This window comes from Neobacillus phoenicis (assembly GCF_047302305.1).
Classification (GTDB): domain Bacteria; phylum Bacillota; class Bacilli; order Bacillales; family Cytobacillaceae; genus Neobacillus.
In genome coordinates, this window is sequence record NZ_CP154847.1 from 3,315,194 (window position 1) to 3,329,831 (window position 14,638).

The following is a 14,638-nucleotide window of genomic DNA, read 5'->3' on the forward strand; positions in this document are numbered from 1 at the left end:
ATAATAATTTATATGGGCTGTTCTGATCGTTGGAATATGTAGTGCTTTTCATTTTTTCTAAAATCAAATAAAAAATCAGGATCCTCTTGATGGATCCTGACATTCTATTTCTTTTTAAATCTATTCAAGAATAGGTCATAGCTTTAGGTATTCTACTTGAGCATCTTTTCATAATTAAATTTTTTATCTACTTTTAACATGGATGCACCACCTCTTATTTCCTTAATCATTTCTTCTTCTTTTTTGAACAATTCCTCTGCCTTTTGTAAAACCTCCTCCAATTTTTCTCTTGGAATGATAACCACCCCACTTCGATCAGCTAACACAATATCTTTAGGTCGGACTTGAACCCCGGCAAACTGAACCATAACATTAGTCGCTTCTTCTGTAATTCGTCCTCTCGCTGTTGACACTACTGCTCCTCTTGCATAAACGCTGAAATCGGCTTCAACAAAGTCATCCAAATCACGACAGGCCCCATCTATAACTACTCCCGATACCCTTTTTTCTTTTGCCCCATTCGCCAAAATACCTCCCCAGCATGAAACATCCAATCGTCCACTGTTGTCTATTACAATTACATCACCTTGTTTTGCAACTTCAATAGCTTGCACACCTAAGTGATTAGGGCTTTTGGTAAGTCCGGCGGCAATGATTTTTACAGTAACTGCTTCACCTACAATTTTTTTGCATCCTTCCCAAGTTGGTCTGATCCCATAAGTTGAACCTTTCAACCCTAATACATCTAATGCATCAGATACATTGGTAGTAGACAACTTGTTCAGCCTTGCCCGGTACTCTTCCTTCATGTTTACATCCCCCATCACTTTATTTATTAATTTAACAGACAATGTTACTTCGCCTGTACTAACCCATTTAAAGAAACCCAATAAACATTAAACAATGAACGAAACAATTGTTATCAAGGTAAAACACTAGAAAATATTTATATCATGTGGTATTTTCACAAAAAAGATATAAATGTCAGAGGGGGAATAAGATATAAGGAAACTTTAGTTTTTAACCTCAAATGTTCGACGAACAAAAACCGAAAGAACCGAGTAGAATTTTTTGGAAACAACTAATCCTTCATCCTACCACCACAATCCTCAATCGTATGTTTTAATATTTTATAGATTTCGTAAACGATTTTACTTTGTGAATGGAATTCATATGGTTCTGGAATGGTCGTTTTATAGATCGACTGGATTTCCTTTGCACGAACCTTTGTGGAACCTGTTCCGCTTAGTTGATAAGCATGAACCCATTCAGTCATTTGGTTATTCCATGTGTTGGTTACAATGTAATCATGCAGGTTTTTATTAAATAAACTCGCTATTTGATCTATACTGCTTTGTTTCATCTCATCTGATGCATTTGGTGCGGTCCATCCAATAGGTTCATCCAGTATGGAAGTAAATAAATTCTCCCGCAGCATCATTATCATATCGGCAAGCGGTCGTAACCCATCGTATTCATCTTCATTTAATTCCGCAAACCTTCGATTTAATGCTTGAATCCTTCTCCAATGTTCCTTCAGAGATTTATCTTGAGATAGATTAAGGATACTGTTCCAGCTTTTATAAAAGTCTTTTGCCGCTTGTTGGATGGCTAAGGCAGCAGTTGTTCCGTTGTAGATGGGAAAAGTTTCACTGGGCTCAGGTTCTTCAATCATCCTTTGTAAGGCTTCTACTAATCTAACTAATTGGTCATTGGTATATTGATCTGTTTCATGGATAACCTCATGGATTCCACCAAGGAAGAACAAGGTTTCTTTCTCTATTTGTTTTATTAAATATCTCTGGGCATTTGTTCCAAGCTTCTTGCCAATTTCATCTAAGGCATTTTCTAAGGAGCCAATGACATGATTTTCTTTATCTGAGATTTCTGGGAGATTGTCTCCCTTCACCTCATCGAAATGAGTAAAACATATATGGAGCTTGGATGTATAACCTGTAGTAACAATATGCTTTAAAGCATTAATTGGCTCTGTAATCATCGGTGATTGTGCGTTATCTACTAGTAGAATCGCATCCACATCATCCATCTTTTTACTGAGACTATTAGAGATACTGCCACCTGCTTGGTGTCCTAATCCTTCTCCATCCATTAATACTAATTTCGGTGAATCTCCTGTATACCAGTAAGGAATGAAAGGCCCTTTAATTCGAATCCCTTGAACTAAAGGTGTAATCAATTTCCCGAAAAAATTTGCATGATTACTCGACATTTGTTTTATTCCTTCAATGAAGTCCACACGATTCTCAGTCGATAAAGTCCAGTATAATGGCCATTCTTGTGAATTATATTCCCACTCACCCTCAGGCACAAATGAAAACCGCTTCTCTACCTCGTTCATAATTTGTTCGATGACATTGGAATACCCAGTACTTTCCTTCCACTCTTCTTCAAATTTTAATTCTAGGGCTTCATCCATATCCCGAATGGTCTCTGCACTACTGCTCACATACTTCAGTGCCTCGACATAAGATTCATCTGCGCTCTGTTTAATTTCATTAATAAAACGGATGAGAGTTTCATCCATTTGTTTTTTTTCCTGTTCCGAAATGTGGATTCTAGATTGATCTGTTATGGTCTTTGAGTTTGATTGGATAGAGGATTTACTACGTAATAAAGAAGTGGTTTTTTTAGGAGTTAAATTACCAAGAATATAGCTGAGTCGAAAACGTTGATCGGTGTGTTCTAATAAGTGCCTAGTTATTGTTTGTTCATTCTCTTTCTTTACATAGGATTTGCCGCAGTTCATGACACATTCTTCTATATACATTCTAATTTTATCGTAAGAGAAAAATGTAACCACAGCTTGAAAGGTTGGCTGCTCTTTTAAAATGATTTCCATATCACAAACGGTTGTTTTGGCTGTAGATGTAGATGGAAAACGCTCTTTTTCTGGATGGGTTCCAATTAGCTGACGAAGAAGTGTTGTTTTCCCAGCCCCAGTTGTTCCAATAAGTTGCACTTTTGCATAGCCTTCTGCAGAAGTAGGAAGTGGTAAAATCTTTTCACGAAGTTCAAAGGGATCGGGACCTTTTTTCGGTTCAAGATAATCATAAAAAGCTGTTACAATGCGTTCATCAAATCTTTGGAGAGCCTTTTGCTTAGAACTAAGACTCCAGTAGCTCTCATCCTCTAATAATTGGTTCATTTGTTGCACCAGGACTTCGGCTTCAATTGAACTTTCTGTTCCTAATCCTCTTCTTACCTTTAATCCTGATCGTCCCTTAGCATCCTTTCTTAATGGATGACGGAACATAATACTCCAGCTTTTTCGATTTTGCGACCGGTTCTTGCTAGCTTTATAATAACTTGTCATAACAAACCTCCTAGGACTTTTCCACCTTAGAAAGGTATTCTATATTTTAATTATTTATGACAATAAATTGGAACAACGTGGAACAACAATCCGGTTGGTACCGGGAGAACCGTCCCTGTGGAAAGTCCATTTTTAATAGGTAGTAATGGAACTGTTTTTAACCACATTTATGTAGTATAATGCACAAAAAGAAGTTTAATGAATGGAGGTAAGAAAATGAAAAAGCTTAATGGTTATATAGCAGAAGTAATCAAGGAAATGGTCCATGAAGGTGAATCAATTTTTGAAATTGATGGAAAAAGATATTTTTTATCGTTAATTGAAGAGCCGGAAACAAATGTAAAAGAAGATGTTGAATTAGACCTGGAGTTAAAGCAAAAGTTATTACAAGCTAAAAAAGACATCTTAGAAGGAGAAGTTTTCTCAACCGAGGAAGTTTTAGAGATGATCGAGCAAGGTGAAATCTAAATGAAGATAAAATGGACAAAACATGCCTTGGAAGGGTTTCACAATATTCAAAGTCAATATTTTACCACCTTTTTCACTCAAACATTTCAACCACCTACCCCCTTTGTTTAATTAAAACATAAGTTTGATTAAATTTTTTTAGCTATCCTAAAATCGTCAATAGAAAAGGACCGCTTCAAAGCTGAAACGGCACTTCTCTACGTCAATGATTGATTCCCCTGAACCTCAATGCGATCAGGTCTTGTATATATATTTAAAGAATGATTGCGTAGAAATCCAACAGTTGTAATATGAAGCTCTTCAGCGAGCCTCAGGGCCAATTCAGTTGGAGCAGACTTAGATAAAACAATCCCGCAACCTATTTTTGCTACTTTTAATAATACTTCAGATGAAATACGGCCACTAAAAACAATAATCTTGTCCGAAAGAGAGATCGAATGCTGCAAGCAATGACCATAAATTTTATCTAGTGCATTGTGTCGTCCGATGTCCGTTCTGTCTACGATAATGCCGTTACGGTCACAAAGGGCCGCATTGTGGACGCCCCCTGTATCCTGAAAGATTACAGACGATTCCTGCATTAATTGCATCAAATGAAAACATTGGTCAATTGAAATCGTCGCATCGACGTTATCCAATGGCTTAACGGTTCTTGCATCATTATAAAAATAAAAACTTTGACGGCTTTTTCCACAGCAGGAGGTGACCACTCGCTTGGAATGGAGCAATTCATTTAGTTTATTGACCTTATGTGTATTGACGATGGCACGGCCGGTCGCTTCAATCATCGTAAGTTCCTTAATTTCTGAAATACTTCTGATGATTCCTTCTGATGCCAAGAAGCCAACGACTAATTCCTCGATGTGCTCAGGGCTACAGACGAGTGTCGCGAATTCCTCCCCATTTAGAACAATGGTGATTGGATATTCCGTAACGATGGTATCCGTTACTCTCTGTATGGCCCCGTCCTCATATCGCCATATTTTACTTTCTAGTTTCATTGGCTGATCCATACTTTTTCACTCCCTGTTACTTTCCCTCAATCTGCTGGTCAAAAACGAATACAGTCATGGCTATATCTTCTTTGATATTAATGTCAGAAAATAACCGCATGACTTTTGCACCCATTAGGTTTTCAAATCGTAAAAGGACCTCTGGCTTTTTATAGATTTCCTTCACAAATCTCGTTCTCGTTTCATGGACCATCTGTTCACCATGTTCGGAAGTAATCATAAACTTCTCCACATTTGTCAGGTTCCCTTTCATTTCACTGACCGCCCAAGAACCGATAAATTTAGTCGTGATTTCCTTTGGACCATTGCCGACATATTCCTTCCGAATCTCACGCACAAGCATACTAAATTGATGCTCCAAATTCTTTGCCAAGGATTGTCCCTCCCTATCCATACACTTAGTTTGATTCTAAAGAGGAAACCCATTCATCAACTTCAACGAATGGGTTTGCATTTTACTCTTTTAATCCCTCACCCATGCCTTTTAACAGATTAAAACCAAAACCGATCGCTCTGTTAATATCAGGATCTTTTAACGCCTTCATTAAGTCCAATACTCCAATTTTGGAATTCTCTTTTAATCCCAGCTCCGCCTTTTTCAATCCATTGGTCAGGCTTCTCGCAAGCTTACCCGTTGTCTCAGGGTCCAGTTCAGTTAACATACCGCCTGCTGCCATCGCATTGTTAATCATGTTGGTAACAGGCTCACGTGTAAGCTGACCGACAGCGATTTTTGCTGCTTTTTCTTTCGCTTTTAACAGACTTCCAAAAGCATCTAAGATTCCGCTATCGTGTAATTCTTGAATCAGACTCAATGTTTCAAGTAACGAGTCCTTATTTTCCGCAACCCCGGAGAGAAGATTCTCCAGGGATTGCATTTTCTTTTGTTCTTCTGTCAGTTCTATTTTTTCAATAACTTTAATCGGCTTGGCCATTATGCATTCCTCCTGTCATAAAAACCAGGTGTAACATATTCATTGACATCCGCGATTGGAGTGTAATCTCCGCGTTCCCATTTGCGGTAGATTTCAAGACCCATTTGTGGTGTACGAGTCGCATTACGTGGATTGTATCTTGGAAGCGGATTTTCACCTTTCAGTTCAAGCACTTCCATCCGTACTTTCGCTTGTTTGTAGGCAGGTGTATGTGTCACGACATCTACCGCTCCACCAGTCAGAAGGTTCACCGCACTCTCATGGCTTGAGGAATGCATGGGTACATAAACCGTTTTTCCTTCCACACGATCGGTTACTAGAACTGGCAGCTTAATCGCTCCGTATGGTGACACAAGACGTACTAGTGAACCGTCCTTAACACCGCGTTCTTTCGCTAATTCCGGTGATAACTCCACGAACACCTTCGGGAATTTGTAGTTGAGACCACTGGATTTCTGTGTTAAGTTGCCTTCATGGAAATGCTCCAACAGACGTCCGTTATCCAACGCAAGATCGAATTCCTGCGGGAACTCCATCGGCGGTACATAATCAAACAAGCCGAACCGAGCTTTTTTATCAGGGAAATTAAAGCCATCTTGGAAAAGCAGCGGCGTGTTCGATCCATCAAGAGAGCCCCAATGGAAGCTGTTCCATCCTTCGAGCACATCATAATTACATTGGCTGAAGAAAGGTGTTAAGCTTGCCATTTCGGCAAAAATCTCACTTGGATGCGTATAATTCCAATCAAAACCCATCTTTTTCGCGAGCTGGGTAAGAATCCACCAGTCCGGTTTACTATCGCCAAGTGGCTGTAAAGCTTGATATAAACGTTGCACACGACGTTCGGTATTTGTAAACGTTCCATCTTTTTCAAGAGAAGGTGCTCCTGGTAAAATTACGTCGGCAAATTGGGCCGTTGTTGTTAGGAAGATTTCTTGTACGACAAGGAAATCTAATTTCTCGAGCATAGCTTGCGTATGATTCGAGTCTGCATCCACCCATGCCATATCCTCACCAGCAATATACATTCCCTTCATATCGCCTCGATCGACAGCACCTAGCATTTCAATATTGTCAAGGCCAGGGGTTGGAGAGATTTCTACACCATAGGCCTTCTCAAATTTTTCACGAATTTCAATATTTGTTACAGACTGATAGCCAGGGAAGATATTGGGCATAGTACCCATATCAGCAGCACCTTGCACATTATTATGTCCTCGTAATGGGTAAGCACCAGCATTTGGACGCATCATGTTGCCTGTTGCAAGAAGCAGGTTGGCAATCGCAACAGATGTGTGTGAGCCCGCGATATTTTGCGTGACACCCATTCCCCAACAAATCGCTGTTCCATCCGCATCGCGGATCATTTCTGCCATTTGAATTAGTGTTTCTGAAGCAATTCCGGTAATCTTCTCTGCCTCTTCCAAACTATAAGGCTCGATCATACTCAAAAACTCATCATAGTGGTTCACATGTTCTGTGATAAATTTCACATCATGCCAGCCTTGGTCAATGATATACTTCGTAATAGCGGAAAGCCATACATAGTCTGTTCCTTGTTTTGGACGAACGAACAGGTCCGCACGGTCACCCATTTCGTGTCTGCGCACGTCCACGGTAATTAATTTTTGCCCGTGAAGTTTTTGCGCACGTTTAATACGTGTCGCAAGTACAGGGTGTCCTTCAGCAGGCGCACATCCTACTAGCATGACAAGACCCGCTCCTGCGATATCTTGAATCGTTCCAGAATCGCCGCCGATGCCACCGGTTTGCTGCAGTCCCCATGAAGCAGGTGACTGACAATAACGAGAACAGTTGTCCACATTATTGGTTCCAAATACTTGACGAGCCATCTTTTGAATCAGGTAATTTTCTTCGTTCGTAATTTTAGATGAAGAAATAAACCCAATCGCATCGCTGCCATAGGTTTCTTTAATCCCGCCAAGCTTATTCGCAACGAGGGAAAGAGCCTCATCCCAACTTGCTTCCACAAACACATCACCTTTACGAATTAATGGTGTAGTTATCCGTTCTTCGGAATTTACATAATCCCATCCAAATTTACCTTTTACACAGGTGGAGACACTGTTTACAGGCGCATTTTCAGATGGTTCAATTTTAAGAATTTCACGGTCTTTCGTCCACACTTCAAAGGAACAGCCCACCCCACAGAACGTACAAACAGTTTTTGTCTTTTCGATTCGCTCTTCACGCATGGCTGCTTCTACTTCAGAAACGGCCATGATCGTTTGATAATCCGGCTCTACTGCTTTGACGATATCAATCATGGGTGTAAGCAAGTCATCGGAAATACCTGTCATAAATCCTGCATTTCCAAGCATGGATTTTTCCATTAAGGCGTTACATGGACAAACCGTCACACATTGACCGCAGGAGACACATGATGATTCGTTAATGCTTTTTCCACCGTCCCATAAGACACGCGGCTGATTGGTTTCCCAGTCAATAGTTAGTGTTTCATTCACTTGAAGATCCTGACAGGTTTCCACACATCGTCCGCACAAAATACATTGATCCGGATCGTACCGATAAAACGGGTGCGACATATCTACTTCATAGCCCTTCGAACGATGTGGGCGTGTTTGGTGTTCAATTCCCATCAATTCTGCCGTATTATGTACACGACAATTGCCATTGTTATTATCACACACGGTGCAATATAATAGATGATTTTCTAGAATACGGTCCATGGCTTCCTCTTGGGCTTTCTTTGCCACCTCAGACGAAGTCAAAATATCCATGCCGTCCTCAACGACTGTGGAACATGCACGCATGATGCTGCCGTTGACTTCACACATACACGTATCACAGCTCTGTACCGGTCCGAGAACTTCAGAGTAGCAGACGTGCGGATGCTCCATCTCCTGTTTTAGTAAATAATCTAAAATACGTGTTCCTTTTTCTACTTCGTGTTCTGTTCCGTTAATAAGAACATTCACTTTTTCACTCACTGTAAGTCCTCCTTGGTAAAAAACAAAAAAATCTATAAACCTCTAATTAACTAGCTTTCTTAATAGTTGATCTTGCTTTAGATGATGCTTGTAGGGAATCCTTGTGTACCGTCCAGTAAATCAAGGCTACAAACACACCGCCGCCAATCGCGTTTCCGATGACAACTGGAATAAAGTTAGAGAGATAATCTGCCCATGTGACCTCACCCGCAAAAATCGCTGCTGGGATGACAAACATGTTAGCCACCACGTGCTGAAAACCGATCGCAACAAACGCCATAATCGGGAACCAAATCGCAAGTATTTTTCCTCCGATATCATCTGCGCCATAAGCAAGCCACACTCCTAAACAAACGAGCCAGTTACAGCCAATCGCAGAAATTAAAGTCTTCATAAATGTTTCATCAATCTTCGCCTCTGCTATAGCGACAGTTTTGGTTAAAAATGGACCTGTTTCCGTTAAGCCAACGATGTGACCAAAGAAATACGCGACAAAGATCGCTCCAATAAAATTACTGATTAATACCAACAGCCAATTTTTACCTAGCTGGGCTAGTGTCGCCCGCTTTGCCAAAACAGCCATCGGAAGCGCCATCATATTCCCTGTTAGCAGCTCTCCACCTGCAATAATAATTAACATGAGCCCCACTGGGAACACCGCTCCGCCTAACAATGAGCTAAAGGAACCCCATTGCTGTGGTAAGTTGGCAATCACTCGAATGTCTAATAAAAATCCAAAGGAAATAAAAGCTCCCCCTAAAAACCCTAATAAAAGTGCATGAAATGGGTGCATGGTTGCCTTTTTTGCACCAGCATCCACCGCTAATTCCGCGATCCGCTGAGAACTATGAAACGCCATACGTTTTCCTCCAATTTGTTGAATGTAAAAGCTTTTTGTTTTTATAAAGGGATCATTGCCGTTTTTATGAAAACGCAAAAAAGCCCACCATAAATCGGTTCACATGCCTTTGCATGTACCGTTTTACAGTGGGCTGATAACTGAGCATTTTTTATACTAGCAATCCATCCCGCTATAGACACAATGGAAGAACAGGATATACAGTCAATTTACGATTAACTTACATCAATGAACATTCCATACTCTATAAACCTTTCTTATAGTATCATGGATTCATTGATTTGTGAACATTTTACGAACTTTTTTGCTTTTACATAGTAAAACAGGCATGAGTTGTTACTACCAACCTATGCTTGTTTCTTCTTTTTTAAAAAAGTATCTTGCCTTACCTTTGTTCAAGTTTATTGACTTTTCGCTTTACATCAGCCACTTCTTTAAATAATAGTTCAACATCCGAATTAAAGTCAGCGGCTAATGATTTCACATCTCTCCTAATATAAGTGAAATTCTCTGTCATTAGCGTAGTTGTGTGTTTGATCAGATCCTACATCCTATGAATATGAACTACCAAGTTTCACTTCATGGTGGATCAATCTTTAGAACGAAGAAATCAATTAGATGAAGCCTATTAGACGCAGGGAATCTTACTTAGGGATTTCTCATCAGGAATTTCAAAAATTAAAAAGAATTTTGCTAACTTTTTAAACTTAGAATTTTAGTAATTTTAAAAAAAACAGCTTAAGTTCTAGTGATTATGAACTTAGCTGTTTTTTTAATTATTGATTTCCCAGTGTTTGAAAAATAAACGGAAAAATTCCGCTTAAATCGGGAAATACCCTTATTTCCCTAAAAATAAGGGGAGTTTTTCCGTCTATATGATCCAAATCGGTGAATTTCGCCCTACTTTAGAGCAGTTAAGCGGAATTTCTCCGCTTATATTGGCTTCTTAAGCTTCCTTTTTATACAATAGACGGAATTTCTCCGCTTATTTCGGCTTCTTAAGCTTCCTCTTTATATAATAACCGGAAATTCTCCGTTTATGAATTCTCATACCTACATGAAAATCAAGAATGTTAATAATAGAACCGACGGGTACAGTGACCTACTATCTATTTTAGTGGTTTAATATTATGGTTGTGTTGGAATAAGTTCTCCGGATCGTACTTTCCCTTTATCTCAACTAATCTGTCATAGTTTTCTTGGAAAGCATTTTTTGTTGCCTCTTCGTTCTCTGCAATTCCATTGAGATAGGATGCCTTCTTATAAGAGAATGGTAGCAATCCCCCGTATACCGAATCAATCCATTGTTTGCATACATCATCATCCCCTGCCATCGCCATGCAATCCACCAATAGGACAAATTTTGCATCCCTGATTGCAAATGGTGTAGCCGTAAAAGGAACTTGATTCATTTTTCCACCTAGCGCCCAAAGCTGTACAAGTATACTTGGAGCAGGCGCATTGTCTACTTTATTGAGAATCTGTTCAATGGTCTCATCCGTTAATTGATCAAAGTACAATGAAGTTCCATAGACGCGAACATGATCAGGCACCATCTGATCAAGCTTCTTTTGATATGCTGCAAACGGAGTAACTCCTGAATGATCAATGATTGGTTCCGCTAATTCCCGAAGTGGTTGAAGAACGGCTTCTCCTTTTTGGGCATCCCCTGCAAATACTCCTAACAACATTACCACCTTTTTAAAATGTAAAAATTCAGGCAAAAATGGAGCAGGTGGTAATACGGTTACTGTCAAATTAATCGATACTGCCTCATCTGGTGCTTGTGCCAAAAATGCTTGTGCTTTTTGGAAGATCTCTTTTGCATCCTTAAAATCGTACATGACATCTAGTGCGAATACTTCTGGGCCAACTTTATGTAAAGCGAATTCAAACTTTGTCACGACACCAAAATTACCTCCACCTCCACGTATAGCCCAAAAAAGATCAGGGTAGCTTTGGTCATTTACATCAATGGCAAGTCCATCTGCTGTTACAATTCTGGCACCAACAATGTTGTCACATGTTAAACCATACTTACCTCTTAAATAGCCAATCCCTCCATTTAAAGCTAGACCTGCTACACCTGTTTCAGAGACCGTCCCGGTCGGAAGCGCTAAACCATATTTTTGCGTCTCTAGGTCAATATCACCTAGTGTTGCTCCACCTTCAACCAGCGCAACTTGTCTAGATTCATCTACCGTCACTTGCCTCATTTGTGATAAGTCAATCATCAAGCCACCCTCCCAAACGGCAAAGCCGGCGACATGGTGTCCCCCGCCGCGAATGGAGATGGACAGTTGGTTTTCCTTTGCAAATTGCACTGCTACAATGACATCCTCTTCTTTCTCACAAACGACAATGGCTGCAGGCTTTTTATCAACGGCCGTATTCCACACTTTTTTCTTTTCCTCATAGCGCTCATCACCTGGGAACAATAATCGACTACCCACCTGATTTTCTAGTACGCTAAACATATTTACACACTCCTTACAGTATAAATGACCTAGTAACAATATACCATTTTTCTACCAGTAATAGTGTGACATTTTCGAATATTCAATCTGACCGTCTCGCTGAATCTTAAGTATGTTTTTCCGAAATAGAGACTAACCAAAATGAAAAGACGTGGAAATCATTCCCACGTCTTTTCAACATCAAACAAAATTCACAGTGTCCGCCCTATTTAATAAAAAATCTGCCGGTTCATTCCCATACAAATACAACCGATGCATCGGCCTGGTCATCGAAACGTACAACAATTTGATGTCCAGATCTACCTGGGAATACGGTTCCTCCAAGCAGACGAGCAAAACAGCATCAAACTCCAGCCCTTTTGATAAATAAGAAGGTAAAATCACGATATGTCCCTTCTTCATTTCTTCTTTTTCCTCTAACAACTGAATCGGTAGATCACTATTTTTAAAAAGCTGGTGGATTTTTTGACATTCTTTATCCGTACGTCCAATAATCGCAATGGAGTGCAGTTCTTCCTTTTTAAAGGACGATATATCTTGTTCCAGCTTCAGCCTCACCTGCTCAAGATTTGCAGGATCAATCCTATGAAAACTTGGTTTGTCACCATGTCGAATAACTGGTACTACCTTTGGCAGGTCTTGGTCAATTAGCATCAAGATATCGTTTGCCAGATTCATAATTTCAACGGTTGTCCGGTAGCTTTTTTGTAAGGCTTGATAATTCGCATTAGGGAAGATTTCTTCCAATACGGTTTTCCAGCTATTTAAGCCGCGATAGGAATGAATTCCTTGTGCTAAGTCTCCCACAATGGTGAATAAATCCGTTTCAAAACCCTCTTTTAATGCAGCAAATTGAAAATAGCTGTAATCCTGCGCTTCATCAATGAAAATACTCCGCATCTTATATTTTTCATCTATGCCTTCGAGCTTTGCCTTCATAAAAAACAACGGTGCTAAATCTTCGAGCTCGTAGGCTGCTCGATTAAAAATCCGTTGACAATATTTACTTAGAACCCTACATTCTTGATCCGTAAGAGTAGTGGAATGCTCTTTAATCTTTTCAGGAGAAGACATTAGTTCCTTATACAAAGTGAAAATATCTTTCATAACAAACGCATCCATATATTTTTTTACTGCGACCTTTGCCTCCTGCTCCACCCTCTTTTGTCTTTTTTCCTTCTTTTCCATTAATGAAACAACTTTTTGCTTTCTTTTTTCTGGACTCAACTTTGTGTTATATAGTGCTTTCTCTAGTGCCTCTTCATATTTTTTATTAAGATTCGATAACATCAGCAATTTCTTTTTTTTCAAATCCTCTTCTAATAGGTTCTTTATCTTTCCAACCCTTTTATAGATTGGTAAGTACGTATATTCTTTTAGAAAAAGATTTTTTAGCTTAAGCCCCTTCATCAGAACGGAATTTTCCACGACAAAATCTTCTTGTGGGGCAAGCTTATATTGTAATTCTTTTACATATAGCTCGATTACTTCCTTAAATTCTAGTGAACCCTTATAACTAGAAACCCATTGGATCGCCTTATTTGGTCCTTTATTTTCAAGGAGTTTCATTAGCTTAGAGTTTGGGGAAAATAGTTTTATTTTCTGTCCCAAGCAGCTTCTCATAAAATCGATATACGTGGTTTGATTGATCTTGTTGACCCCTAGTTCAGGTAAGACCGCTGATATATAGTCAATGAACAGTCGGTTTGGTGCGAGAATCATTAATTTTTCAGGAGGAAATTGAAATCCAAAGGAATAGAGAAAGTAGGATATTCTATGGAGTGCGATGGTTGTTTTCCCGCTTCCTGCGGCCCCTTGAACGATAATCGGGTGCTTTAGAGATGCTCGGATCACTTCATTTTGCTCATTTTGTATCGTCGCCACGATTTCTGTTAATCGATTGTCTGCTTTTCCAGACAAAGATTTCTGCAAAAGTTCATCGTGGGTGGTTAAATCGATGTCTCTTATGTCTTTTAATAATCCCTCGACGATGTCATATTGCCTCTTTAAGGAGAGGTAACCTGATTGTTCCTCACCATATGCTTCATAGGACACTTCTCCCAGCCGTCCGTCATAGTAGACATTGGCAATCGGGGATCTCCAATCCACAATAATGGGCTGCTGTGTCACCCGGTCAAACAAGGATACTTTACCTATGTATAAAACTTCTTCCTTATTCGTAGAGTGACTCCTAAAGTCAATCCTTGAAAAATAAGGCTTTCCAATTACACTTTCTAACCTTTTCAGTTCACTTTCAGCTAATTCAAGAAAACTGGCATTCGCAAGGAGATCCGTGTAACTCGAACTACTATCACCAGAGTTCAGCTCGGAAAAAGATTGTTTCATATTTTCAACGAAAAATTCTTTATTCCCTTTCGAAATGTCTAAAACCGTTCGTATGTATTCCTTTGTAAACTCCAGGCGCTCTACTTCTGCTTGATAATCTTTATGGTCACGTACAGACACTTGATCCTTGGCACTCATTCGATTCTTTCGCCACCTCTCCATACAATTTGGGAAGCATGAATTATTAGAATAAACTAAATCTTCATGACCAGTCAAGTGTTTAAAACATGGAGT

Annotated in this window: 10 protein-coding genes; 1 reads left to right on the top strand and 9 read right to left on the bottom strand. The window is 39.6% G+C overall.

Annotated elements, in window-relative coordinates:
* Nucleotides 1-152: 152 nt before the first annotated feature.
* Complete coding sequence (locus AA0X95_RS17155; protein ID WP_413299915.1) at nucleotides 153-851, bottom strand: RraA family protein; 699 nt, start codon at nucleotides 849-851, stop codon at nucleotides 153-155.
* A 230-nt stretch (nucleotides 852-1,081) separates the two neighbouring features.
* Entirely contained in the window at nucleotides 1,082-3,334 is a 2,253-nt protein-coding gene (locus tag AA0X95_RS17160) for a hypothetical protein (RefSeq protein WP_413299917.1), read from the bottom strand.
* Nucleotides 3,335-3,550: 216 nt separating this feature from the next.
* On the opposite strand from AA0X95_RS17160, the gene AA0X95_RS17165 reads away from it, so the two are divergent.
* Nucleotides 3,551-3,802, top strand: coding sequence for a hypothetical protein (locus tag AA0X95_RS17165; RefSeq protein ID WP_413299919.1), 252 nt, complete (start codon nucleotides 3,551-3,553; stop codon nucleotides 3,800-3,802).
* Nucleotides 3,803-3,999: 197 nt separating this feature from the next.
* Here AA0X95_RS17165 and fdhD read toward each other — a convergent pair whose 3' ends face one another.
* The 7 genes from fdhD to helD all read right to left on the bottom strand — a co-directional run bounded on the left by fdhD (nucleotide 4,000) and on the right by helD (nucleotide 14,542).
* Nucleotides 4,000-4,815, bottom strand: a complete 816-nt coding sequence (fdhD, locus tag AA0X95_RS17170; RefSeq protein WP_413299920.1) for a formate dehydrogenase accessory sulfurtransferase FdhD — start codon at nucleotides 4,813-4,815, stop codon at nucleotides 4,000-4,002.
* 16 nt (nucleotides 4,816-4,831) lie between these two features.
* Nucleotides 4,832-5,188, bottom strand: a complete 357-nt coding sequence (locus AA0X95_RS17175; protein ID WP_413299922.1) for a DUF2294 domain-containing protein — start codon at nucleotides 5,186-5,188, stop codon at nucleotides 4,832-4,834.
* Nucleotides 5,189-5,270: 82 nt separating this feature from the next.
* Complete coding sequence (locus AA0X95_RS17180) at nucleotides 5,271-5,750, bottom strand: DUF1641 domain-containing protein (protein ID WP_413299924.1); 480 nt, start codon at nucleotides 5,748-5,750, stop codon at nucleotides 5,271-5,273.
* Nucleotides 5,750-8,722 carry a formate dehydrogenase subunit alpha gene (gene fdhF / locus AA0X95_RS17185; RefSeq protein WP_413299926.1) on the bottom strand — a complete coding sequence of 991 codons (2,973 nt, stop codon included), beginning with the start codon at nucleotides 8,720-8,722 and terminating at the stop codon, nucleotides 5,750-5,752. Before fdhF ends, AA0X95_RS17180 begins: the two co-directional genes overlap by 1 nt.
* A 46-nt stretch (nucleotides 8,723-8,768) precedes the next feature.
* Entirely contained in the window at nucleotides 8,769-9,581 is an 813-nt protein-coding gene (locus AA0X95_RS17190) for a formate/nitrite transporter family protein (protein ID WP_413299928.1), read from the bottom strand.
* A 1,109-nt stretch (nucleotides 9,582-10,690) separates the two neighbouring features.
* Nucleotides 10,691-12,058 (bottom strand): FAD-binding oxidoreductase, encoded by a 1,368-nt coding sequence (locus tag AA0X95_RS17195; protein ID WP_413299930.1) that lies wholly within the window; start codon nucleotides 12,056-12,058, stop codon nucleotides 10,691-10,693.
* Nucleotides 12,059-12,238: 180 nt separating this feature from the next.
* Nucleotides 12,239-14,542 carry an RNA polymerase recycling motor HelD gene (gene helD / locus AA0X95_RS17200; RefSeq protein WP_413299932.1) on the bottom strand — a complete coding sequence of 768 codons (2,304 nt, stop codon included), beginning with the start codon at nucleotides 14,540-14,542 and terminating at the stop codon, nucleotides 12,239-12,241.
* Nucleotides 14,543-14,638 lie beyond the last annotated feature (96 nt).

What these genes read in the sequence shown, in the direction of transcription:
- AA0X95_RS17160 (WP_413299917.1), bottom strand. Translation starts at nt 3,334, where the DNA reads ATGACAAGTTATTATAAAGCTAGCAAGAACCGGTCGCAAAATCGAAAA.
- AA0X95_RS17165 (WP_413299919.1), top strand. Translation starts at nt 3,551, where the DNA reads ATGAAAAAGCTTAATGGTTATATAGCAGAAGTAATCAAGGAAATGGTC.
- fdhD (WP_413299920.1), bottom strand. Translation starts at nt 4,815, where the DNA reads ATGGATCAGCCAATGAAACTAGAAAGTAAAATATGGCGATATGAGGAC.
- AA0X95_RS17180 (WP_413299924.1), bottom strand. Translation starts at nt 5,750, where the DNA reads ATGGCCAAGCCGATTAAAGTTATTGAAAAAATAGAACTGACAGAAGAA.
- AA0X95_RS17190 (WP_413299928.1), bottom strand. Translation starts at nt 9,581, where the DNA reads ATGGCGTTTCATAGTTCTCAGCGGATCGCGGAATTAGCGGTGGATGCT.
- AA0X95_RS17195 (WP_413299930.1), bottom strand. Translation starts at nt 12,058, where the DNA reads ATGTTTAGCGTACTAGAAAATCAGGTGGGTAGTCGATTATTGTTCCCA.
- helD (WP_413299932.1), bottom strand. Translation starts at nt 14,542, where the DNA reads ATGAGTGCCAAGGATCAAGTGTCTGTACGTGACCATAAAGATTATCAA.